Source organism: Nonomuraea sp. NPDC048892, assembly GCF_040649735.1.
Classification (GTDB): Bacteria; Actinomycetota; Actinomycetes; order Streptosporangiales; family Streptosporangiaceae; genus Nonomuraea; species Nonomuraea maheshkhaliensis.
The window spans coordinates 878,809-901,930 of sequence record NZ_JBEZFZ010000001.1; the positions used below are offsets into that span (position 1 = coordinate 878,809).

Consider the following 23,122-nt stretch of genomic DNA (forward strand, 5'->3'; position numbering starts at 1 on the left):
GCACCCCCAGGTGCTGTCAATGCGGGCTTAGCGGCCGGTGGTGCTGCGCAGGACGGTCACGGTCTCGTCCCGCTTCATGGCGGCGCCGCTCGCGTACGCGGCCGCGAACGCGTCGGGGCCGAGGACGCGGGTGGCCTCGGCGGCGGTGGCGGCGACGTCGCGGTCGCCGACCACGGCCATCCCCCGCACCGCCGCTCCCACCCCGAGCAGCACCGCCGCCCCGACCGCTGCCCGCCGCCGCTCGTCCCCTCCGTCACCGGGGCCGGGTGCGGCGGCCGTGAGGACGTGGCCGGCCAGGCCCTCCGCCGCTTCGGCCAGGTCGTTGGCCAGGGGGGAGCGCAGCGCGATGGCCACGGCCTCGGCGTGCATGCGTGCCGCCCGGTCCACGTCCCCCTGGGCGGTCGCCAACCGGCCCAGCGCCGTGTGCACCCGTGACGTCGTTCCGCCGGCGGTGAACGTGCCGGCCCCGGAGCCGGACAGCGCCGCCTCAAGCCGCTCGGCCGCCCCGGGAAGGTCGCCCTGGAGCCGCAGCATGTCCCCCAGTTCCAGCCGCACCCAGGCCAGCAGCTCCGGCCGGCCCAGCCGGCGCTCCAGCTCGCCCGCCCGCTCGCAGTCGGCGCGGGCCGCCTCGGCGTTCCCCGAGCGCCAGTGCGCGTTGCCGCGTCTGAGCAGGATGTCGGCCAGCTCGTCCAGCGCCCCGAGCTCCGCGACCATCGCCAGCGCCCGGTCCCACAGCTCCATCGCACGGGCCCAGTCGCCGCGCCAGCTCGCGAGCAGGGCCAGCCAGTCGAGCGCCTGCCCGGTGCCCCAGCGCTCGCCCACCGCGCCGAAGTCCGACAGCACCTCCTCCAGCTCGGCCTCCGCCTCGGCGAGCCGGCCGTCGTGCAGGGCCATCAGGGAGAAGCCGAGCCGTTCGAGCGCCCGGCTCCACGGGTCGGCCTGCGGGATCCGCCGATCCCGCGCCGCCCCCATCCCGCCTCTGGGCGGGCCTGCGATCATGCCCCAGAGCGCCACGCCGAATCGGTGCCGCAGCGGCCGGTCGAGCGACTCGACGATGGTCCGCGCCCGCTCCCAGTGCGGCGAGTCCGCCCCCGGGACGGCGTGCAGCACGGCCATCACGTACTCCTCGGCCAGCTCGTCCCCCGGCTCTGGGCCGTCGAGCAGGCGTTCGGCGTGCGGGGTGGCCTGGCCGCGCCGCCCGCTCAGCCACCAGTACATGGCCAGCGCCGTCATCAGCCGGAACGCCGTCGGCCTGTCGTGCTCGACACCCCAGCGCAGCGCCGCCTGCAGATTGGCGTTGTCGGCGGACAGCCGGGCCAGCCACTCCAACTGCTCGGCCCGGTAGAGCCGGTCTTCCGCGCGCCGCGCGAACGTCAGGAACCAGGCCGCGTGCGCCCGCCGCAGCGCCTCCTCCTCGCCCGCCTCCGCGAGCCGTCCGGCGCAGAACAGGCGGATGGTGTCGAGCATCTGGTAACGCTCGCCGTCGGTCTCGACGAGCGATTTGTCCACCAGATCCGCCAGTACGTCAGCCAGTTCCTCCGCCTCGACGATTTCCTCCGTCTCGGCCACTTCCCCACCCGCCGACTCCTCGGCCTGAGTCGGTGCGGGCGTGGCGCAGACGTGTTCGACCGCCTCCAGGGTCGCGCCGCCGCTGAACACCGAGAACCGCCTGGCCAGCGCCTGTTCCCTGGCGTCCAGCAGGCTCCAGCTCCACTCCACGACCGCGTGCAGCGTCTGATGGCGCGCGGCGGCCGTACGGTCGCCGCGCGAGAGCAGCCGGAACCGGCCGTGCTCGGCCAGCCGGTCGGCGATCTCGGCCACTCCGAACGTGCGCACCCGTGCCGCCGCCAGCTCGACGGCCAGGGGCAGGCCGTCGAGTGCCGCGCAGATCCGCAGCACCGCGTCCAGGGTGCCGGGATCGAGCGTGAACCCCTGCCGTACGGCCGCCGCCCGGTCGGCGAACAGCCTGACCGCCGGATAGTCGGCCGGGTCGGCCTCCCCTGGCGGCGGTGTGGGGAGGGGAGCGAGCGGGACCAACTGCTCGCCGGTGATGCCGAGCGGCTCCCTGCTGGTGGCCAGGACGTGCAGGCCGGGGCAGCGGGCGAGCAGGCGGCGGGTGAGAGCGGCGGCTGCGGCGATCACGTGTTCGCAGTTGTCCAGGATGAGGAGAACGTCCTGATCGGCCAGCGCGGCGATCAGGCGGTCCGCGGGATCGAACTCGCCGGCGGCGGCGGGCGGCTTGAGCGCGGACTCGCGCAACCCGAGTGCACCCAGCACCACCCGCGCCACCTGCCCGGTCGCGCCGTCCGCGAGCGACAGGTCCACGAACGCCGGCCCGCCGTCACGCCCAGAGGAGGCGCGGCGGGTGGTGAACTCGATGGCGAGGCGGGTCTTGCCGGTGCCGCCCGGCCCGACGATCGTCACCAGCCGGGCCCCGCGCAGCGCGTCCAGCCGGGCCAGCTCCGCCTCGCGGCCCACGAAACTCGTGAGCTGCGCCGGCGGCGGGATCCGCGTGCTGCTCTCCCGCTCCCCGCGCAGGATCTCCAGGTGCAGGGCCGCCAGCTCGGGCGAGGGGTCGGCCCCCAGCTCGTCGGCCAGCAGCCGCCGGCCCTCGTCGAAGACGGCCAGCGCCTCCGCCTGCTGTCCCGCCGCGTGCAGCGCGCGCATCAGCAGCCCGCGCGCCCGCTCCCGCAGCGGATGCGCGGCCACGAGCTCGCGCAGCCCGCTCACCGGGCCGGCCTCGGGCAGCGACAGCTCGGCCTCGAACAGGTCCTCGGTGGCCGCCAGCCGCAGCTCCTCCAGCCGTACGGCCTGCGGTCCCGCGAACGGCGCCTCGGCCACGTCCGCGAACGCCGGCCCGCGCCACAGCTCCAGCCCTTCCCTGAGCACGGCGGCGGCGGCCGAGTGACGTCCCGCGGCCAGCAGCCCGCGCCCCTCGCGCGACAGCCGCTCGAACCGGTGTGCGTCCACGCTCTCCCGGTCGACCGCCAGCCGGTAGCCGGAGCCGTGGAACTCGATCAGGTCCGCGGGCAGGTTGCGCCGCAGGCGGGAGACCTGTGCCTGGACGGCGTTGGCCGCGCCGGAAGGGGGCCGGTCGCCGTACTGGCCGTCGATGAGGCGTTCGATGCTGACCAGCCGGCCCGCGTCGAGCAGCAGCATCGCGAGCAGCGCACGCGGGCGGGGCCCGCCGACGGCGAGCGGGTCACCGGCGGGCGGCCGGACCACGAGCGGGCCGAGGACGCCGAACTGCACGCCCCGATTGTCCCGCACGTCGCCGGCACAAAGCGTGTCTACAGATGTAGACACCGTTCGGGGTAAGCTGACCGGCATCATGGAAAGCACGCTGGGGCTGCGCGAACGCAAGAAGGCCGAGACCCGCCAGGCCGTCCACGAGGCGGCCCTGCGGCTGGTGGTCGAGCACGGGCTCGACGCCGTCACGGTCGAGTCGATCGCCGACGCGGCGAACATCTCGCGGCGGACGTTCTCCAACTACTTCTCCGGCAAGGAGGACGCGCTGCTCTACGGTGAGGAGCAGCGCATCATGGCCCTGGTGGGGCGGGTGCGGGCACAGCCGGAGGGGATGCCGGCCTGGCAGGCGCTGCGCGAGGCGATCGAGGAGCTGCAGCGGGAGGAGGGCGAGCCTGAGCGCGAGTGGGCGCTGCGGACCCGGCTGGCCAAGCGGCACCCCTCGCTGCTCGCCCGGCAACTGGCGAACCACGCGGCCCTGGAGCGAGACCTGTCGGCGGCCGTCGCCGAGCGCTACTGCCCGGTCTCGCCCCGGGTGCTGGCGGCGGCCTTCCTGGTGGGGCTCCGGCTGGCCACGCACCTGTGGACCGAGGAGGAGCAGGCCCGCACGCTGCTCGAGGTCATCGACGAGACGCTCGACCAGATCGCCCAGCCGTTCGCCTGACGCATGTCCAGGAGGACCCCCACCACGAGGGTGAGGGTCCTTCAGGAGATCAGGCGGGCAGGTTCCACTTCTGCGGGTCGAGGCCGTTGCAGTCGTAGATCTGCAGCTTGGTGCCGTTGGCCGTGGCGCCGCCGGGCGCGTCGAGGCAGCGGCCCGACTGCGGGTTCAGCAGCGAGCCGTTGGCCTGGGGCACCCACCTCTGGCCGCCGTTGGCGTTGCACTCCCAGAGCTGCACCTTGGTGAAGTTGGCGGTGCCGTTGGCGTCGATGTCCAGGCACTTGCCGAAGGCGCGCAGGGTGCCGTCGGGGTGTCTGGACCAGCGCTGGCCGGTGGCGACGCCGCAGTCCCAGAGCTGGGCGGCGTTGCCGTTGGTGTTCGTGTTGGTGTCCACGTCCAGGCACTTGCCGGCGCCGGCCGGGCCGGTGATCTGGCCCGCCCGGCCGGGCAGCGTGCCGATGCCGTACCTGACCTGGCACTGGTTGCCGGTGAGGTGGGTGGCGGCCAGGTACAGGAAGTCGGTTCCGTTCGCGGAGGGCACGATGGGGGAGCTGTAACCGGGGCAGGACGGCACGCCGGGGGCGTAACCGCCGGTGGGCGAGATGTTCACCGGAGCCTCGATCTCGGTCCACGCGCCGGCGCCCAGGTCGGTGTTGGCGAACAGGACCTGGCCCGACTCACCGAGCACGGTCTTGTTGCCGGTCGGGCCGGCCACGACGCGCTGTCCCGACAGCAGCAGCGTGCCGTTGGCGCCGCCGCCCGGCAGCCAGGCGACGTACGGGGTGTGCAGCAGCTCACGCTGGTCGGACGTGCGCACGAGCGTGCCCGCCCCCGAGCCCCAGCTCAGGCCGTTGGAGCTGGTCTTGGTGTAGACCTCGCAGGCGTGGTCGGCGTTGGTGGCGTCCCTGCACAGCTCGTACGCCATCAGGAACGTGCCGTTCGGCAGCGCCGTCACGATCGACATACCGGGCCTGGCCAGGTTGTCTGCGGGGAAGACGACGTCCTGCGTCATCGTGGCGCTCCACGACTGCCCGCCGTTGGTGGAGGTGTAGTGGCCGATGACCTGGTTGTTCGTGGGGGTGTTCGCGGGCCGCTCGTCGGAGATGAAGCAGGCCAGCGTGTTGTTCGGGGTCAGCAGGAACCACGGCTCCCAGATGCCGTGCCCGATGGTGTTGGGCTGGCCGCTGGTCTGGGTGCAGTTGGACAGGTACGTCCACGTCGCGCCGTGGTCGGTGCTCTTGAACACCTCGACCTTCTGGGCGGTGAAGTTCCCCTCGGCCCAGGCCGTGCCGGAGGCCAGCAGGTCGCCCTGGTTGAGGCCGTTCGCGGTGCGCGGCACCTCGTACAGGACGGGGGCGCCGAGGTCCCAGCCCGGCGTGTTCGAGGTGATGGTGGAGATGGGGTTCGCCGACCACGTACGCCCGCCGTCGGTACTGCGGTGGATCGGGAACGACGCGCGCGCGTTGTGCCCCCGGCGGGCGTAGGTGGCCAGCATGGTCTCGTTCGGCGAGCCGTCATGGTCCAGCCTGATCGCCCTGGGGTAGCTGGCGTCGCCCTGGGGGAACGTGGACAGGTTCGGGGAGTAGAGCACCTGGCCGGCGGGGGCCGCGGAGGCGGCGCCGGCCATCGGGCCCGTCAGTCCGACGAGACAGGCGGCGGTCAGGGCTAAGGCGGACAGGATCCGCGTGGGGGGTGTGTAGCGCACTGATTGCTCTCCTTTGTTGGGGAGGGGGGTGATTGAGCGGGAGGGATCGGTCAGTGCTGGTCGCCGATGACGCGGCCGGTGAAGGTGTCCACGTCCACGGCCGAGCAGGCCACGATCGTGCCGTCGCTGACGAGGGCGACGTGCAGCCGGCCGCTGCTCCAGCCCTTCGGCAGCGCGGCGCGGACCTCGGCGGGGCCGCTGAGCAGGAACGGCTTGGCCTCAATCCAGGGGTCCTCGGAGGTGGTGAAGGCGTCAGGAGCGGGGGCGGCGCCGAGCACGGGAGTCCAGGCGGTGCGCAGGTGCCCGTTGACCGGCTCGCTCCCGTGATGCGAGACCCGGACCGGCACGCTCACCTCGCCCGACTCGCTGAGCAGGTCACGCCCCGGCGCCACGGGGACGACGTCGAGCACGAGCGTGGTCGTGGCGTTCACGTCGGCAGGGGCGACGCCGCCCAGGTCCTTGGCCCGGCGCTCGAAGTCCAGCAGCCCGGCCGACTCGTGCTCGATGTCGTACATCTCGGTGTAGACGTAGCCGGCCACGCGGTCGTGGCGGCGCAGCTCCTGGGTCTGCCAGCGCAGTTGCCAGCCCCGCTCGACGGAGGTGAAGCCGGTGCCGTACTCGCTGTTGAGGTTGGGCAGGCCGCGCAGTGGCTGCTCGGGCGTGCCGGCCAGCTTCTTGCGCACGACGAAGCCGGGGCCGAGCCCGACGGGGAAGTCGTCCTGCTCGCCGTTGAGCAGCGCGGCGACGGTCCTGCCCCAGGAGGCGGCGGACTCGTCGTAGTAGTGCCAGTCGAGCAGGTCGGTCTTGACGTGCGTCCAGCCGGAGTTGTCGACCGCGGGCCGGCTCGCGTCGAGCGACTTGAGCAGGTCGTACGCCGCTGCCGCCGCCGCCTGCTTGGCCGGGTCGCCGGGAATGTCCCAGTCCAGGCCCCACTCCTCGTTGTACAGGCCCCAGATGACGATCGCGGGGGAGTTGCCGTCCCGCTCGACCATGGGCGCGACCTGCTCCTCGAACGCCGCTACCGAATCGGCGGAGAAGCGGCCGGTCGCGGCCGGCTCGGCCCACAGGAGCATGCCGAGCACGTCGGCGTGGTGGACGAAGCGCGGATCCTCCAGCTTGAGGTGCTTGCGCACCAGGTTGTAGCCGGCCGCGGCGGCCAGTTCGATATCCCGGCGCAGCGCGGCGTCGTCGGGTGCGGTGATGCCGGTGCGCGGCCAGTAGCCCTGGTCGAGCACGCCGCGTACGAACAGGCGGGCGCCGTTGAGGTAGAGGTCCTCGCCGATCACCTCGATCCGGCGCAGCCCGGTGTAGGCGGCGACGGTGTCGGTGCCGTCGGCGGAGGTGAGGGTGGCGTCCACGTGGTAGAGGTGCGGGTCCTCCGGCGACCACAGGCGCGGCCCGGCCACCGGGATCACGGCCTTGACCAGGCCGTTCTCGACGGGCACTTCGACGCTCGTATCCGTGCCGCGCAGGCGCAGCACAAGCGCGGCCTGCGCCGCCCCCGAGACCTCCGCCTCGACCTCGATGGCGTCGAGCCCGGAAGAGGGGCGCAGCCGCAGCGCCGACACGTAGGTGGCGGGCCTGGCCTCCAGCCAGACGCTCTGCCAGATGCCCGACGACGGGGTGAAGCAGACGCCGTCGAAGTCGTCGCGCGGAATGCTGCGCTGCTTGCCGTGCGCGATCTCCCGCTTGTCCAGCGGGGCGGAGACCCGGACCACGACCTGCTGCGGGCCCGTGCCGTCCAGCGCGTCGGTGACGTCGGTCTCGAACGGGGTGTAGCCGCCCCGGTGGGAGGCCACCTCGACGTCGTTGACGTAGACGGTCGCCTCGTGGTGCACGGCGCCGAAGTGCAGCACGACCCGCTGTCCGGCCCAGCCGGCCGGCACGGTGAACGAGCGGCGGTACCAGGCCACGGGCAGCCAGTGGGCCTCGATGCCCGACGCGGGGGTCTCCCAGGCGAAGGGCACGGTGATGGTCCGGTTCCAGCCCGGCTCGGTGTCGGCCCGGAAGTCCCAGTCTCCGTTGAGGCTCGACCAGGTGTGCGACCGGTCGAAGTGGGGCCGGGGGTATTCCGCACGCGGCGACATAGTGCTCTCTTTCATGATCGGGGTCAGCCCTTGACGCTGCCCGCGAGGATGCCGTTGATGAAGTGGCGCTGCAGCAGGACGAAGATCACCAGCAGGGGCAGCATGGCGATGCTCCCCGCGGCCAGCAGCTCGCCCCAGACGGTGGCGAAGTCGGCGCCGATCCGGTTGCCGGTGACGTTCTGCGCCAGCGTGGACAGCACCACCTGGAGGGTCTGATGGGAGGTGTCGTTGACGGCGACGACCGGCCAGACGAAGTCGTTGTAGACGTTCATCGTGGTCAGCACCGCCAGCGCCGCCAGGCCCGGCCTGATGACGGGCAGCACGACCTTGGCGAAGATGCCGAACTCGCCGGCCCCGTCCACCCGCCCGGCATCGATGAGCTCGTTCGGGATGGCGGCGATGGTCTGCCGCATCCAGAAGATGCTGAACGCGTCGATGCTGCCCGGCAGGATCAGCGCCTGGTAGGTGTTCACCCAGCCGAGCGCGCTCATCTCCAGCAGCAGCGGGATGATCAGCACCAGCGTCGGCAGCATCAGCGTCAGCAGCACCGTGCCGAAGAGCAGGTTCTTGAACGGGAAGTCGTACTTGGCGAACGCGTAGCCGGCCAGCGGCGCGAAGAACATCGTCATCGCGCCCTTGACCAGCAGCACCAGCGCCGTGTTCGCGAACCCGGTGCCGATCGGCACGTCGGCGAACATGGCCCGGTAATTGGCCAGGGTGAGCTCGCCGATCGACAGCGGGCTCGTGATGATCTCCGCGGCGGGCTTGAACGAGGAGCTGAGCGCCCACCAGATCGGATACAGGAACACGATCGCGAGCAGCGCCAGCACCGCGTACTGCGCGATGCCCGGCCTGGTGTTGTTCATGACACCTCGTCCTTCGGGCGCAGCAGCCTGACCGACACCAGCGACAGCCCGAAGACGAGCAGGACCAGCAGGAACGAGTTCGCGGCGCCGGTGCCCAGGTCGGAGGCGGTGATGTGGTTGTAGAGGTAGAGCCCCGCGGTGGTGGTGGAGCCGTACGGGCCGCCCTGGGTGACCACGAACGGCTCGGCGAACATCTGGAAGACCGCCAGCGTCTGGATGACCACCAGGAAGGCCATGCTCCGCCGCACCAGCGGCACGGTGATCGACCAGAACTGGCGGGCACGGGAGGCGCCGTCGAGCGCGGCGGCCTCGTACACGCCGCCGGGGACGGCCTGGAGGCTGGCCAGCAGGATGATGATCGCGAACCCGGTGGTCTTCCACAGGAACAGCAGCGCCAGCGTCGGCTTCGACCACGTCGTGGAGGTCAGCCAGGCCACGTCGGGCAGTCCCGCCAGGTTGAGCAGGTAGTTGATCAGGCCGTAGTCCTGGTCGAACACCACGATCCAGACCTGTGCCATGGCCACCAGCGGGGTCACGAACGGCGCGATGAAGGCCACCCGGAAGAACCCGCGCAGCCGCAGCCTGGCGTTGGCCAGCAGCACCGCGCCGCCCAGCCCGGCCACGACCTGCAGCGGCACGATCAGCACCCACATGACGGCGCTGTTGCCGAGCGAGGCCCAGAAGTCCGGGCTGGTCAGCAGGTAGAGGTAGTTGTCGATCCCGACCCAGCGGGCCGCGCCCGCCCCGCGCCAGCGCATGAAGCTGAGCTGCAGGGCGTAGATCAGCGGATAGATCCCGAACGCGGCGAAGACCACGAAGAACGGGGCGATGAACAGATACGGCGAGAGCCGGGCAGACCTCATGAGCGGTCGATCAGGTTCCGCTGGATCTTCTCGGCCGACTCCGAGATCACTTGGTCGGGGGACATCTTGCCTTCCATCAGGCGCTGCATGTTGTTGCCGAGGTAGTCCACCGACTGGGCCCACCACCACGGGATCGGCGTGGCGGCCGGGATGGTGGCGCCGGCCTCGACGGCGACCTTCCACAGGTCCTGGCCGCCGAGCGCCTCGATGGGCTGGAACAACGGCTTGGCCGGGTCGGCCGCCGGGGTGTAGCTGGGGATCGAGGTGGACAGGCCGCCGGGGTAGACGTCGTTGGGGCCGTACACGGCGGTGTAGCCGGGCTCCTTGAAGCACAGGAACTCGTACAGCAGCCAGGCCAGCTCGGGGTTCTTGGCCTTGGCCGGGATGACGAAGCTGCTGCCGCCCATCGCGCCGCTGCGCGCGCCGCCGGGCGTCCAGGCCGGCAGCGGCGCGGCGCGCCACTTGCCCTTGGTGGCCTTGAGCAGCTGCTGCGGCGCGAACGACCACCAGATCGCCCACGGCACGAACACCTGCCTGCCGTCGTCGAGCGACTTGACGTCGGCCGGCTCCAGGTAGGGGGCGTGGGTGACCAGGTCGTCCTTGACCGCCGTCTGGATCCAGGTGAAGATCCGCCGGTACTCCTCGGAGTCGAGGCGCAGCTTGCCCTGTGCGTCGGTGAGGCTCGTGCCCTGCTGTCCTGCCAGCATCTCCAGCCAGAGCTGGCTGAGGAACGGCGTCTTCTCCAGGTGGATGGGCTGGGTCTTCGGGTCCTTCTCCTTGACGGTCCTGGCCGCCGTGATGAGGTCGTCGTACGTGGCCAGGCTCGCGGGATCGACCCCGGCACTCTCCAGGATGTCCTCGCGGTACCACAGCAGGCCCGGGTCGAGGTCCCACGGAACGCCGAAGATCTTGCCGTCCACGGTGTTCACCGACAGCTTGTACGGCGAGGTCTGATCCTTGTACGGCGCGATCAGGTCGGTCAGGTCGAAGAGGTGCTCGGCCTGCCCGCCGATCTTGGCGTCGTCCCAGAAGCTGCCGTCGGGCACGTCGGTGCCGCTGATCAGGGTGTTGGCGAGCTTGGCGTCGATGTCGACGGCCTGATGGTTGACCTTGACGTTCGGGTACGCCTCGCGGAACTTGGCGATGGCCGCGTCGAAGACCTTGAACAGGTCGCCGGACCGGTTCCAGATGGTGATCTCGCCCTTGGCCGCCGAGGCGGACGCGCTCGGCGCGGCGAGCTTGCTGGGCTGCGTGGCCGTGCCGCCGGGGGCGCACGCGGCGAGGGAGCCGGTGGCGGCGAGTGCGCCGATGCCCAGGGCTCCCTGGAGAAACCCACGACGGCCAAGAGGGGGTGTGGACATGTGCGACTCCTCGCCGGACAGGAAATGACGTTGTGAGGGCTCTGCAACGATGCAGACATCATGCATACTTGTCTGCAACGATGCAAGACCGGGTTTAGGATCTTCCCAACACGAGCGGTCGGAGGTATAGGAGACGCATGGCCGGTCCAACCCTGCGTGACGTCGCCAAGCGGGCGAACGTGTCCATCCGCACGGTGTCCAACGTGGTGAACGGTTACGCGCCGGTCTCCGACGAGCTGCGCGCCCGGGTGCAGGCGGTGCTCGACGAGCTCGACTACCGTCCCAACCTCATCGCCCGCAACCTCAAACAGGGACGCACCGGGATGATCGCCCTCGTGGTGCCCGAGCTGGACGTCCCCTACTTCGCCGAGCTGGCCCGCGAGGTGATCACCGCCGCCAGGACGCGCGGTTACGTGGTCATGATCGACCAGACCGACGGCGACGGTGACAGGGAGCGCGAGCTGCTCGGGCGCGACTCGCGGGCCACCATGTTCGACGGTCTGGTGCTCAGCCCGCTGTCGGTCACCGCCGAGGAGCTGCGCGGCAGGGGCAACCGGGTGCCGATCGTGCTGCTCGGCGAGCACATCTTCAACGGCAGCTTCCCCCACGTGGCCATCGACAACGTGGCCGCCGCCCGCGACGCCACCGACCACCTGCTCGGGCTCGGCCGCCGCCGGGTGGCCGCCATCGGCGATCAGCCGTACGCGACCGGCGAGACCGCCCAGCTCCGCACCGCCGGCTACCGGCAGGCCCACGCCAGGCACGGCCTGGAGGTCGACGAGGCGCTGATCATGCCCACCACGCACTTCCACCGGCGGCTGGGCGCCGAGGCCATGGAGCGGCTGCTGGCCCTGCCCGACCCGCCGGACGCCGTCTTCTGCTACAACGACCTGCTCGCCCTCGGCGCGATCAGGGCGCTGATCAGGGCGGGCCGCCGCATCCCCGAGGACGTGGCGGTGGTGGGTCTCGACGACATCGAGGAGGGCCAGTACAGCACGCCCAGCCTGACCACGGTCGCTCCCGACAAGGGCGAGATCGCCCGCCGGGCGGTGGACACGCTGCTGGAGTCGATCCGCGGCGAGCTGGGCTCACCACCCGAGATCGTGGTGCCCCACCGGCTGATCGTCAGGGAGAGCAGCGCGGGCGAGGTTCGCCCGCCGGACTGACCGCCGCCTCGCGCCTCAGCCGACGAGGAGCTTGGTGATCGCCAGGACGCCGATGACCACGATCGTCGCGCGCAGCACCGGGGCGGGCAGCCGGCGACCCAGGCGGGCGCCGAGGAAGCCGCCGGCCGTCGAGCCCAGCGCCACCAGCAGCACCGCCAGCCAGTCCACGTCGGCGACCAGGGCGTACAGGATGGCGGCGGCGCCGTTGACCACGACGACGAGCACGTTCTTGGCCGCGTTGATGCGCTGGAGCTCCTCGTCGATGAGGATGCCCATGAAGCCGATGAGCAGGATGCCCTGCCCGGCGCCGAAATAGCCGCCGTACGCCCCCGCGGCCAGTGCGCCGAGCCACAGCCACGGGCCGCCGTGCGCGCGCCGGGGCCGGGCGGCCAGCAGCCGGTTGAGCCTGGGCTGGATCAGGACCAGCGTGCACGACAGCGCGATGAGCACGGTGACGACCACGGTGAACGTGCGCTCGGGCAGGTTGAGCAGCAGCAGGCCGCCGGTCAGCGCGCCGGCCAGGGAGGCGGGGGCGAGCCGGAGCAGCCGCTCGCGCTGGCCCTTGAGCTCGCTCCGGTAGCCCATGACACCGCTCAGCCCGCCGGGGACCAGGCCGATGTTGTTGGAGACGTTGGCGGTGATCGGCGGCAGGCCCACGGCGAGGAGCGTGGGGAACGTGATCAGCGATCCCGACCCGACCACGGTGTTGATGGCCCCGCCCGCGATGCCGGCCACGAGCACAGCGACCATTTCCCAGGGTGTCATGCCTGGCCACTTTAGATCTCATCTTACTGAATAAGATGATTAATACCGCTATGTGAGATATCTCGCTCTTGAGATCAACCGGAGCGGCCGCCGGCGGCCGGGCGGGTCAGCGCCCGCTTGAGGATCTTGCCGGTCGGGCTCATCGGCAGCTCGTCCACGAACGACACCCGGCGCGGATACTTGTACGCCGCCACCCGCTCCCGTACGAAGTCGCGCAGCTCCTCCCCGGTCACCGGCGCGCGCAGGGCCACCACGGCCTCGATCTCCTCGCCCAGCCCCGCGTGCGGCACGCCGATCACCGCCGCCTGCCGCACCGCCGGATGCTCGTAGAGCACCTCCTCCACCTCGCGCGGATAGACCGTGTACCCGCCCCTGATGATCACGTCGCGGCGGCGGTCCACCAGGAAGAAGTAGCCGTCCTCGTCCACCCGGCCCAGGTCGCCGGTGTGGAACCAGCCGTCGTGGACGGCCTCGGCCGTGGCCTCGGGGTCGTTCCAGTAGCCCTTCATCACGTTCGGGCCGCGCACCACGATCTCGCCGATCGCGCCGGCGGGCAGCTCGCGGCCGTCCTCGTCGACCACCTTCATCTCGACGTCCCTGATGGGCCAGCCGATCGAGCCGGGCCTGCGGTGCCGGCCGCCCCGGTTGGTCGCGGCGACGGGGGAGGTCTCGCTGAGCCCGTACCCCTCGATGATCTCGCAGCCGAACCTGGCCTCGTACGCGCGCAGCACGTCCAGCGGCAGCGCCGCCCCGCCCGACGCGCAGACCCGCAGCATCGACATGTCGGAGGCGCCGGGATGGTCGAGCAGCGCGATGAACATGGTCGGCACGCCCTGGAAGACCGTCACCCCGTCGCGCCTGATCACTTCGAGCGCCCGGCCCGCCTCGAAGCGGCGCAGCAGCGTCAGCCGCGCGCCCGCGTGCACGGTCGCGTTGAGCGAGCAGGTCTGGCCGAACGTGTGGTAGAGCGGCAGCGCGCCCAGCACCACGTCGTCCACGCCGAGCGCGTGCATGCGGGCCACGGTCGCGGCGTTGCCGCCCAGGTTGGCGTGGGTCAGCTCGATGCCCTTCGGCCGGCCGGTGGTGCCCGAGGTGTAGTGGATCACCGCGGTGGTGCCCGCCGCCGTGGGAGCGATCTCGCGTTCGGCCGCCACGCCCCGCAGCAGCCGCCTGAACTCGCCCGGCACCACGAAGAAGCAGTCCGCCTTCGTGCCCGCCGAGCCCGCCTCCGCCGTCTCCGCGAACGCGTGCCAGGCGATCAGCAGCCTGGCTCCGCAGTCGCCCAGGTAGGCCGAGATCTCCCGGCGCCGGAGCAGCGGGTCCAGCGGCACTACCACGGCCCCGAGCCGCAGCACCCCGTAGTAGACGACGCCGAACTCGGGCACGTTCGGCAGCATGATCGCGACCCGGTCGCCGGGACCGATCCCGCGGCACCGCAGCAACCCGGCGAGCCGCGCGCTCAGCTCCTCCAGCGCGCCGTAGGTCAGCTCCGCCTCGTCCAGCGTGAGCACCGCCCTGCCGCCCAGCCGGTCGGCGGCGGTGTGGAGCCGGTCAGCGAGGTTCATGGAAAGAAGGTACGTCCGCTCTCCCGCGCCCCTCATTGGTCGCGGTGCCCAGTCTTTCCCGCCCGGTATTGGTGGGAAGTGTGTCCTGGAGGGCTATGGCCACCAGCAGTTCGACCAGATCGTTGATCGAGCGCAGGCTCCGCCCGGTGCGCTCCTGGATCCGCCGCATCCGGTACTGCGCTGTGTTGGGATGGATCTGCAGCCGCTCGGCCGCCACCCGCAGGTTCAGGTCCGCCTCGGCGAACGCCCTGATCGTGGCCGTCAGCACGCCGCCGCGGGCCCGGTCCTCCGACAGCAGCGCGGTGATGCGCGCGTCCACCAGGTTGCGCGCGGTGTCGTCGGCCTTGAGCGCCAGATACTGGAACGGCGTGATCCTGGGCAGCGCCGCCACCCCGCCCTCCTCGGGCAGGAAGTCCAGCACGGCCCTGGCCTCCTGGTAGGCCTGCGGGAGCTGCGCGGCGCCCGTCGCCACGGTGCTGACGCCCATGGCCAGCCTGATGCCCTCCGTGGCCAGGCCGCGCAGCACCCCCTGCAGCCGGTCGCACAACTCCTCAGCGCTCTGATGGGGGCTCTGATGGGGGCTCTGGTGGGGGCCGAGCACGGGGATGGCCACGATCTCCGACTGACGCACGACCGACAGCGTGCGCACGCCGTTCCCACCCGTCCTGGCGATGGCCGCGCACGCCGCGTGCAGCGCGTCGGCGCCCTGGTCGGGGCCGCTCGGCACCGGGGCGGGCGGCCCGGCCAGCACCGCGATCACCACCAGCAGCGGCGTGCGGGTGTCGGGCACCAGGCCGTGCGCCTGCGCCGCGGCCAGCTCCCTGCCCCGCGTGGGCAGGCTGCCGGCCAGCAGCGTCTCCAGCAGGTCGCGGCTCTCCCGTACGGCCTCCGCCGCCGCGTACTGCTGGAACTCCATGTACGCGTTCGCCGCGTGCGTACTGGCGAAGTCGCAGTACCGCATCAGCGGCGTGGCCAGCGACAGCGCCGCCTCGCGCCCGGCGTACGTGTGCCCGGCCCGCTCGACCACGGCCTCCCAGAAGACCTGCTGCCCGACCCTGAAGGCGTTGATGTAGTCGGCCAGCGCCATCCCGGCCCTGGCCCGGCGCATGGCGGCGCGCCGGGTGAAGGAGATGTCGTCGGGGGTGACCGTCCGCTCCTCCAGCAGCACACCCAGTTTGGCCCGGTAGTGCTTGACCACCTGGTCGCGCACGTCGGTGCGGAAGGCGGCGTCCTGCGCCGCGTATGCGGGGATCTCCTCCAGCATGGTCGACACGGCGACGACGGCCAGGTCGGGAAGGTCGTTCAGCAGCTCGGACAGGATTCGGGTGCGTTCCGCGCGGACGGCGGCTGCCACGGTGCTCGAACCGGTGGACATGCCGGGATGATCCATGCCCGTCGCCGGGCGGTCAACGGGTCGTAACCGGTCCGAGACCCTCCCTGTGCTCAGAGGACAACTTGCCGGAAACATCTTGGGTCACCGTGCCCAATGCGGCTCCTGACGAGCGGCTCCTACGCTGAGCGCAACTTCAGAACATTGTTCTCCAGGAGGCCGGATGCTGGAGGTGCACGATCTTACCGTTCGCTTCGGCGGCATCACCGCGCTGGACGGCGTGGGGTTCGAGGTGGCGGCCGGCGAGATGGTGGGACTCATCGGGCCGAACGGCGCCGGCAAGACCACCCTGTTCAACTGCCTGACCCGGCGCTACGACGCCGACTCGGGCACGATCGCGTACGAGGGCCGCGACCTCATCGCCGTGGCCCCTTACGCCATCGCCCCGCTCGGCATCGCCAGGACGTTCCAGAACCTGGGCCTGTTCCCGCGCCTGTCGGTACGCGACAACGTGCTGGTCGGCGCGCATCACCGGGGCCGCGCCGGCTTCCTGTCCGCCGGGCTGCGGCTGCCGGGCGTGCGCCGCGAGGAACGCGAGCTGCGCGCCGACGCGGACGCGGTCCTGGAGCGGCTGGGCCTGACGGAGGTGGCCGGCCATCCGGCGACCGGGCTCCCGTTCGGCACCCTGAAGCGGGTGGAGCTGGCCCGCGCGCTCATCGGCCGGCCCCGCCTGCTCCTCCTCGACGAACCGGTGAACGGGCTCAACGCGGCCGAGGTGGAGGAGTTCGCGGGCACCCTGGGCGCGATCCGCGCCGAGAACGACCTGACCGTGATCGTGGTCGAGCACCACATGGGGTTCGTCATGGGGATCTGCGAGCGCATCGTCTGCCTGGACTTCGGCCGCAAGATCGCCGAAGGCCCGCCTGAGGACGTCCAGCGCGACCCCGCCGTGATCGAGGCGTACCTGGGGACGGCGGCATGAGCGACCTCGTGGTGGCCGACCTGGTCGCCGGTTACGGAGACGCGCGGGTGCTGCACGGCGTCGGCTTCACCGTCCGTGAGGGCGAGGTCTGCGCCATCCTCGGCCCCAACGGCGCCGGCAAGACGACCCTGCTGCGCGCCCTGTCCGGCGTGGTCAGGGCCCGCGGCACGATCACGCTCGGCGGCACCACGCTGGCCGGCCGCTCGCCCGACACGATCGCCAGGCACGGCGTCGCCCACGTGCCCGAAGGCCGGGGCACATTCATGCCGCTGACCGTCGAGGAGAACCTGCGCCTCGGCGCGTACGTCCGGCCCCGCGGAGCGGAGGTCGAGCAGGACCTCGCCCGCATCTACACCTACTTCCCGGTGCTGAAGACCCGGCTCAAGCAGGCGGCGGGCAGCCTGAGCGGCGGCGAGCAGCAGATGCTGGCCCTCGGCCGCGCCCTCATGCTGCGCCCCCGGCTGCTGCTGCTCGACGAGCCGTCCCTGGGCCTGGCCCCGCTGGTCACCCGGGAGCTGTTCCGCATCGTCCAGGCCATCAACGCAGAGGAGCGGACCACCGTGGTCGTCGTCGAGCAGAACGCCCATCTCGCCCTCGGCATCGCCCAGCAGGCGCACGTCCTGGAGACCGGGCGCATCGTGCTGTCGGGCACGGCGGCGGAGATCAGGGCCGACGAGCAGGTCGCGCAGTCCTACCTCGGGTACCGGGTGTAGCGCGATGGCCGGATTCGTGCAGCAGGTCGTCGAAGGGCTCGGCGCGGGCGCCATCTACGCCAGCCTGGCGCTGGCCCTGGTGCTGATCTACCAGTTCACCGGCATCGTCAACTTCGCCCAGGGCGAGCTGGCCATGTTCTCCACCTACGTCGCCTGGCAGTGCGTGGCCGCCGGTCTGCCGTTCTGGCTGGCCCTGGTGCTGACGCTCGCGGTGTCGTTCGCCGGCGGCATGCTCATCGAGCGGGTGATCATCCGGCCGGTCGAGGGCGCTCCCGAGCTCACCATCGTGATCGTCACCGTCGGGCTGTTCATCTTCGTCAACGCGGCGGCCGGCTGGATCTGGACGTTCCTCATCAAGGACTTCCCCAACCCCTTCCCCGGCGGCGCGCTGGAGGCGGCCGGGGTCAGCGTGAGCTTCTCCACGCTCGGCGTGTTCGGCGTGGTCGCGGTGGTCATGGGGCTGCTCTACCTGCTCTTCCAGCACACCAAGATCGGGCTCGGGATGCGCGCCGTGGCCACCAACCCCGCCTCGGCGCGGCTGGTCGGCATCCGCGTCGGCCGGACGCTGGCGCTCGGCTGGGGCCTGGCCGCCACCGTGGGCGCGGTGTCAGGGGTGCTGGTCGCGCCGCTGCTGTTCCTGGAGCCGAACATGATGGGAGGCGTCCTCATCTACGCGTTCGCGGCGGCCACGCTCGGCGGCTTCGACAGCCCGCTCGGGGCGGTCGCCGGCGGGCTGATCGTGGGCGTCGCGGAGACGCTCGCCGGGGCGTACGTCGGCATCATCGGATCCGACCTCAAGGTGGGGGTGCCGCTGGTGATCATTCTCGGGGTCCTGCTGCTGCGGCCGCAGGGATTGTTCGGCCGAGCGGTGGTGGAGCGGGCATGAGCGCCACCAAGGTCGTCACCGAGCCGGCCCCCGTACGCGCGCGGCGCCCGCCCGACCCCAGGTGGCGCTGGGCCGCGCTCGCCCTGCTGCTGGCCGCCGCCGTCTACGCGCCCTTCCAGCTCGCGCCCTTCCACGTCTTCCAGCTCACGATGGTGCTGGTGTACGCGGTGGCGCTGCTCGGGCTCAACCTGCTCGTCGGGCACGCCGGGCAGATCTCGCTCGGGCACGGCGCGTTCTTCGCCGTGGGGGCGTACACGGGGGCCATCCTGCTCGACCGCTGGGACCTGCCGTACCCGCTGACCCTGCCCGTGGCGGCCGGGGTGGCGTTCGTGCTGGGGCTGGCGCTCGGCGTGCCCGCGATGCGGCTGCGCGGCCTGTACCTGGCGCTCGTGACGCTCGCCATCGCGATCTTCCTGGTGCCGCTGCTCAAGCGGTTCGAGGAGGTGACCGGCGGCTCCATGGGGCTGACGCTGGCCAAGCCCGCGCCGCCCGCCTGGAGCGGCCTGGCCGAAGACCAGTGGCTCTACTTCCTCACCCTGGTCGTCGCCGTCGCCGCGTTCCTGCTGGCCGCGGGCCTGCTGCGCTCGCGCGTGGGCCGGGCGCTGCACGCGCTCAGGGACAACGAGACGGCGGCCGAGGTCATGGGCGTGCGGCTGTCGTTCTACAAGACGCTCGCGTTCGCCTGGAGCGCCATGTTCGCCGGAGCGGCCGGCTGCGTCTACACGTGGGTGATCGGCTTCGTCTCGCCCGACTCGTTCACCGTGAACCTGTCGATCACCCTGCTGGCCGGGCTGGTCGTCGGCGGGCTCGGCTCGCTGTCGGGGCCGGTGCTGGGCGGGCTGTTCGTGATGTTCGTGCCGAGCATCTCGCAGGACGTCAACGACGCCGCGCCCGGCGTCATCTTCGGCCTGCTGATCATCGTGGTGATGTACGTGGCCCCCACGGGGCTGGCCGGCCTGGCCGGGCGCTTGGTCAAGAAGATTCCCCGGAAGGAGTAAGAGGTATGCGAGTAACCGCCATCGGCTGCACGGCGCTGCTCCTGCTCGCCGTCGCCGCCTGCGGGGGACGGGACGGCGGCGGTGACACCGGAGGCACGGCCGCGTCGGGCCAGTGCGCCGGGCAGCAGACCACCGGCATTACCGACAAGAGCATCAAACTGGGCGGCATCTATCCGCTGTCCGGCCCCGCCTCCGCGTACGGGGACATCCCCAAGGGCATCAAGGCGTACTTCGACTACGTCAACGCCGAGAAGAACGGCATCGGCGGGCGCAAGGTCGAGTTCGTCGTCCGCGACGACGGCTACCAGCCGCCCAAGGCCGTCGAGGAGGCCCGCAGGCTGGTGGAGCAGGAGCAGGTCTTCGCCCTGTTCCAGACGCTCGGCACCCCCTCGACCTCCGCGACCTGGGACTACGCCAACCAGCGCAAGGTCCCGCAGATCTTCGTGGCCACCGGCGCCTCCAAGTGGGGCACCGACACCACACATCCGTGGACCATCGGCTGGCAGCCCAACTACATCTCGGAGGCCCGCGTCTACGCGGCCTATCTGAAGAAGGAGAAGCCCGAGGCCAAGGTCGCCGTCCTCTACCAGAACGACGACTTCGGCAAGGACCTGCTCGGCGGCTTCAAGCGGGCACTGGAGGGCTCGCAGGTCAAGGTGGTGGCCGAGCAGAGCTACGAGGTGACCGACCCCAGTATCGATCCGCAGATGCGCAACCTGGCCGAGTCGGAGGCGGAGGTGTTCCTCAACATCACCACGCCCAAGTTCGGCTCGCAGGCGCTGGCGGCCGACGCCAAGAACACCAAGTGGAACCCGCTGCACATCGTCAACAACGTCGCCGCCTCGATCACCGTGCTGAAGCCGGTCGGGTTCCCGAACGTGCAGGGTGTCGTGTCGGCCACCTACTACAAGGACCCCAACGACCCGACGTGGGCGGACGACGCCGAGATGAAGCTCTACAAGGACAAGATGCGGCAGTACGCGCCGCAGGCCGACCCCAACGTGCCTTACCACACGTTCGGCTGGGCCGTGGCGAGCAGTTTCCACAAGGCCATGGAGGCGGCCGCGTGCCCGACCCGCGAGGGGCTGCGCGACTCCGTGCGCAACCTCAAGGGGGTGCAGGTGGACATGCTGCTGCCGGGGGTGACGATGGACACGGCGCAGGGCGACGGGTTCCCGATCGAGTCGATGCAGCTCATGACGTTCAAGGGCGAGCGGTGGGAACTGTTCGGCGACGTGATCGACACCCGCAAGGAGTTCGGCCCTCTGACCGGGTGATCTAGGGCTTGATGGTGCCCGCTCGCACCAGCCATTCGACCGCCTCGCGGATGGCCTCCAGGGAGGTGTGGCGCGGCCGGTGGCCGAGCATCCGCTCGGCCTTGGCCATGCTGCAGTGGGGGCTGTGCGCGATGTGGTCGTAGGTCACCTGCGCGTCGTGCTCGGACACCGTCTCCCGCCACCGCTCCCACGGCAGGAACGCCAGCCGCGCCGGCTTGCCGAACCAGCCCGCCACCGCCTCGGCGTACCCGCGCAGCGTCAGGGCGGTGGTGGCGACGGAGTGGAAGCTCTCGCCGACGGCGGCGGAGCGGCCGGCCATGGCGTCCATGAACAGCCGGGCCACGTCGTCGGCGTGCACGTGCTGGACGGTCTCCATGCCCAGGTTGGGCAGCGTCACCTCGGCGCCCTCGGCGAGTGCCTGGAACACGCCGGGATCGACGTTGCCCGCCGGGTTGACCGGCACCCAGCCGGGCCCGGTGATGTGGCCGGGATGGATGATCGTGGCCGGGAACCCGTCACGCTGGGCCCGGTCGAGCAGGAACGCCTCGATGGCCGCCTTCTGGACGCCGTAGTCACCGAACGGCTCCCGCTTGGCGTCCTCGGTGGTCGGCACCTGGGCGCTGGGGCCGTGCACCCAGACCGTGCCGCAGTGCAGGAACTGGCGCACCCGGCCGCTGAGCGCGTCGGCCAGCGCGCGGGCGCTGTGCTCGGTGAAGCAGATCAGGTCGATCACGACGTCGGGGTCGAGCTCGGCGATCCGCCGGCCGAACGTGCCGTCGGCCTCCTCGGCCTCGCGGTCGGCGGTGACGGTGGTGACCTGCTGCCAGGCGCCGTGAGGGCTGTAGGGCTCGCGCTGCCCCCGGCTGACGTTGACCACCTCGTGCCCGACGCCGACCAGCCTCGGGATGAGGTACGTGCCGATGTGTCCACTTCCGCCGATCACCACTACGCGCATGTGAACAGCGTAGACCGGGGGTCAGGAGAAGCCGAGGGCCATCCGGAGCGCGCCCGAGGGGTGGCCGGCGCGCCAGGCCACGTGCTGGTCGGGGCGGACCAGGGCGAGGGGCTCACCGGGCAGGTCCACGACGCGCAGCGGCACGCCCAGCTCCCGCGCCTCCGCCACCAGCACGTCCGCGCCCGGCGCGCTCCGGTCGCCGACCAGGCTGAACGCGGGGCCGAGCCGGTCGTACAGGGACTCGCCGGGCGCGAGCCAGCGGTGCGGCAGGCGCTCGCCGCAGCCGGGCGCGACGATCGGGGAGCCCGCGTAGGTGTAGCCCAGCACCAGGTCCAGGCTGTGGAACTCGCGGTCCTTGGTCCTGCGCACCGCCTCCGCCACGGCCGGACGCACCCGCTCGAACTCCTCGTCAGGGCCCATCAGCGCCGGATCGGCCAGTTCCGGGGCGAGGGTGGACATGTTCGCGGCGGCGGTCTCGATCGTGTCGGCGGCGATGGGGCGGCGCTCCCGCTCGTACGTGCCCAGCAGCGCCTCCGGCGCCCACCCGCGCAACACGGCGGCCAGCTTCCAGCCGAGGTTGACCGCGTCCCCGATGCCGGTGTTGAACCCGTGCCCGCCGTAGGGCGGGTTCTGGTGCGCCGCGTCGCCGGCCAGGAACACGCGCCCGCTGGCGTAGCGGTCGACCAGCAACATCCGGGCGGTCCACGGGTCGGTGGCCAGGATCTCCACCTCGATGTCGGCCCCGGCCAGGTTCCGCACCAGCCGTACGGGGTCGGCGTCCTGCTCGCGCACCCCCTGCGCGATGCACCACCAGGTCTCCTTCAGGTCCAGGCGGCCGACCATGCCGGGCTGCTCCGGGTTCAGCACCCAGTAGTGCACGGCGGGGCCGTGCGGCATGCGCTCGGCCAGCCCCGGGGCGCGGAAGACGATGTTGTAGTTGGGCCTGGCGTCCTGGCGGCCCTCGTACCGGGCGCCGATGGCCTCCCTGGTCACGCTGCGCGGGCCGTCGCAGCCGACCACGTACTGGGCGCGTACCTCCTGCTCGGTGCCGTCCTGCGCCGCGATCGTGACCGTCACCCCGTCGGGGTCCTCGCGCAGGCCCGTCACCCGCCATCCCGTCAGCAGCGCGTCCCCGACCGCCTCGCGCAGCACCTCCTCGACCAGCGGCTGCGGCGCCTGCTGGCCGGACTCGGCGGCCAGGTCGGAGCCGGCCAGGTCGAGGCCGAAGCAGCCGCCGATCCTGGTGATCTCCCGCCCGAGCAGGCTGTCCACGAACACCGCCTGGTCCGACCACGACACCGCCAGCGGCGCCCGCGCCCGTAGCGTCTGCGCCAGCCCCCACCTGCGCAGCAGCTCCATCGAGCGGGCCGAGGTGGTCTTCGCGCGCGGCCGCAGCCACGACACCTGCTCGCGCGGCTCGACGACCAGGCATTCGACGCCCTGGTACGCCAGCTCGACGGCGGTGGCCAGGCCGACGGGCCCGCCTCCGGCCACCAGCACCGGTACGGAGTCGGGCACGCGCGGAACCAGGTCCATGGACGTCCTATTCGTCAGAATGATGAGAGGTATATTCCTGACGGCGTACGGCCCGCGTCAATGCGGCATTGATTCTGGTACGACCGCACAACGATTGAAGATCGCTTCTAGAGAGCCCGGCGTCCCGATCAGTAGCGTGCAAGCCAAAAACCGGGACCAT

18 protein-coding genes are annotated in these 23,122 nt (G+C 71.6%); 7 read left to right on the forward strand and 11 right to left on the reverse strand.

Annotated elements, in window-relative coordinates; all coding sequences use genetic code 11:
- Window positions 1-27 precede the first annotated feature (27 nt).
- Window positions 28-3,252, reverse strand: a complete 3,225-nt coding sequence (locus AB0C28_RS04320; protein ID WP_357838668.1) for a BTAD domain-containing putative transcriptional regulator — start codon at window positions 3,250-3,252, stop codon at window positions 28-30.
- A 79-nt stretch (window positions 3,253-3,331) separates the two neighbouring features.
- Here AB0C28_RS04320 and AB0C28_RS04325 point away from each other — a divergent pair, with 79 nt between their 5' ends.
- Entirely contained in the window at window positions 3,332-3,910 is a 579-nt protein-coding gene (locus AB0C28_RS04325; protein ID WP_357838665.1) for a TetR family transcriptional regulator, read from the forward strand.
- A gap of 49 nt (window positions 3,911-3,959) precedes the next feature.
- On the opposite strand, the gene AB0C28_RS04330 is transcribed toward AB0C28_RS04325, so the two are convergent.
- Genes AB0C28_RS04330 through AB0C28_RS04350 form a run of 5 tightly spaced genes read right to left on the reverse strand, consistent with a single transcriptional unit; the run spans window position 3,960 to window position 10,789 of the window.
- The gene (locus AB0C28_RS04330) at window positions 3,960-5,612 is read right to left on the reverse strand and encodes a ricin-type beta-trefoil lectin domain protein (protein WP_357838662.1); all 1,653 of its coding nucleotides are present in this window, start codon (window positions 5,610-5,612) and stop codon (window positions 3,960-3,962) included.
- A 50-nt stretch (window positions 5,613-5,662) separates the two neighbouring features.
- Complete coding sequence (locus AB0C28_RS04335; RefSeq protein ID WP_357838659.1) at window positions 5,663-7,699, reverse strand: sugar-binding domain-containing protein; 2,037 nt, start codon at window positions 7,697-7,699, stop codon at window positions 5,663-5,665.
- Window positions 7,700-7,722: 23 nt separating this feature from the next.
- Window positions 7,723-8,565, reverse strand: coding sequence for a carbohydrate ABC transporter permease (locus tag AB0C28_RS04340; RefSeq protein ID WP_346108499.1), 843 nt, complete (start codon window positions 8,563-8,565; stop codon window positions 7,723-7,725).
- Window positions 8,562-9,428, reverse strand: coding sequence for a sugar ABC transporter permease (locus tag AB0C28_RS04345; protein ID WP_358073054.1), 867 nt, complete (start codon window positions 9,426-9,428; stop codon window positions 8,562-8,564). Before AB0C28_RS04345 ends, AB0C28_RS04340 begins: the two co-directional genes overlap by 4 nt.
- The gene (locus tag AB0C28_RS04350; protein WP_357838652.1) at window positions 9,425-10,789 is read right to left on the reverse strand and encodes an extracellular solute-binding protein; all 1,365 of its coding nucleotides are present in this window, start codon (window positions 10,787-10,789) and stop codon (window positions 9,425-9,427) included. The genes AB0C28_RS04345 and AB0C28_RS04350 overlap by 4 nt, the downstream gene beginning before the upstream one ends.
- A gap of 137 nt (window positions 10,790-10,926) precedes the next feature.
- On the opposite strand from AB0C28_RS04350, the gene AB0C28_RS04355 reads away from it, so the two are divergent.
- On the forward strand, window positions 10,927-11,955 hold the full coding sequence (locus tag AB0C28_RS04355) for a LacI family DNA-binding transcriptional regulator (RefSeq protein ID WP_357838649.1): 1,029 nt from the start codon (window positions 10,927-10,929) through the stop codon (window positions 11,953-11,955).
- 15 nt (window positions 11,956-11,970) lie between these two features.
- Here AB0C28_RS04355 and AB0C28_RS04360 read toward each other — a convergent pair whose 3' ends face one another.
- The 3 genes from AB0C28_RS04360 to AB0C28_RS04370 form a co-directional block, all read right to left on the reverse strand.
- Window positions 11,971-12,720, reverse strand: a complete 750-nt coding sequence (locus tag AB0C28_RS04360; RefSeq protein WP_358073055.1) for a sulfite exporter TauE/SafE family protein — start codon at window positions 12,718-12,720, stop codon at window positions 11,971-11,973.
- A gap of 74 nt (window positions 12,721-12,794) precedes the next feature.
- The gene (locus AB0C28_RS04365; protein WP_357838643.1) at window positions 12,795-14,285 is read right to left on the reverse strand and encodes a long-chain fatty acid--CoA ligase; all 1,491 of its coding nucleotides are present in this window, start codon (window positions 14,283-14,285) and stop codon (window positions 12,795-12,797) included.
- Window positions 14,272-15,660, reverse strand: coding sequence for a helix-turn-helix domain-containing protein (locus tag AB0C28_RS04370; protein WP_357838640.1), 1,389 nt, complete (start codon window positions 15,658-15,660; stop codon window positions 14,272-14,274). Before AB0C28_RS04370 ends, AB0C28_RS04365 begins: the two co-directional genes overlap by 14 nt.
- A 178-nt stretch (window positions 15,661-15,838) precedes the next feature.
- Here AB0C28_RS04370 and AB0C28_RS04375 point away from each other — a divergent pair, with 178 nt between their 5' ends.
- From AB0C28_RS04375 to AB0C28_RS04395, 5 genes are read left to right on the forward strand one after another with little or no spacing between them, the layout of a single operon-like run.
- On the forward strand, window positions 15,839-16,597 hold the full coding sequence (locus AB0C28_RS04375; RefSeq protein ID WP_357838637.1) for an ABC transporter ATP-binding protein: 759 nt from the start codon (window positions 15,839-15,841) through the stop codon (window positions 16,595-16,597).
- Window positions 16,594-17,310, forward strand: a complete 717-nt coding sequence (locus AB0C28_RS04380; protein ID WP_358073056.1) for an ABC transporter ATP-binding protein — start codon at window positions 16,594-16,596, stop codon at window positions 17,308-17,310. The genes AB0C28_RS04375 and AB0C28_RS04380 overlap by 4 nt, the downstream gene beginning before the upstream one ends.
- Before the next feature lie 4 nt (window positions 17,311-17,314).
- Window positions 17,315-18,196, forward strand: a complete 882-nt coding sequence (locus AB0C28_RS04385; protein WP_358073057.1) for a branched-chain amino acid ABC transporter permease — start codon at window positions 17,315-17,317, stop codon at window positions 18,194-18,196.
- Window positions 18,193-19,194, forward strand: coding sequence for a branched-chain amino acid ABC transporter permease (locus AB0C28_RS04390; protein ID WP_357838628.1), 1,002 nt, complete (start codon window positions 18,193-18,195; stop codon window positions 19,192-19,194). Before AB0C28_RS04385 ends, AB0C28_RS04390 begins: the two co-directional genes overlap by 4 nt.
- Window positions 19,195-19,199: 5 nt before the next feature.
- Complete coding sequence (locus tag AB0C28_RS04395) at window positions 19,200-20,471, forward strand: ABC transporter substrate-binding protein (RefSeq protein ID WP_357838626.1); 1,272 nt, start codon at window positions 19,200-19,202, stop codon at window positions 20,469-20,471.
- A 1-nt stretch (window position 20,472) separates the two neighbouring features.
- Here AB0C28_RS04395 and AB0C28_RS04400 read toward each other — a convergent pair whose 3' ends face one another.
- Together AB0C28_RS04400 and AB0C28_RS04405 are read right to left on the reverse strand one after the other, a co-directional pair.
- Window positions 20,473-21,426, reverse strand: a complete 954-nt coding sequence (locus AB0C28_RS04400) for an NAD-dependent epimerase/dehydratase family protein (protein WP_358073058.1) — start codon at window positions 21,424-21,426, stop codon at window positions 20,473-20,475.
- A gap of 21 nt (window positions 21,427-21,447) precedes the next feature.
- Window positions 21,448-22,962, reverse strand: coding sequence for an FAD-dependent monooxygenase (locus AB0C28_RS04405; RefSeq protein WP_358073059.1), 1,515 nt, complete (start codon window positions 22,960-22,962; stop codon window positions 21,448-21,450).
- Window positions 22,963-23,122: the final 160 nt, after the last annotated feature.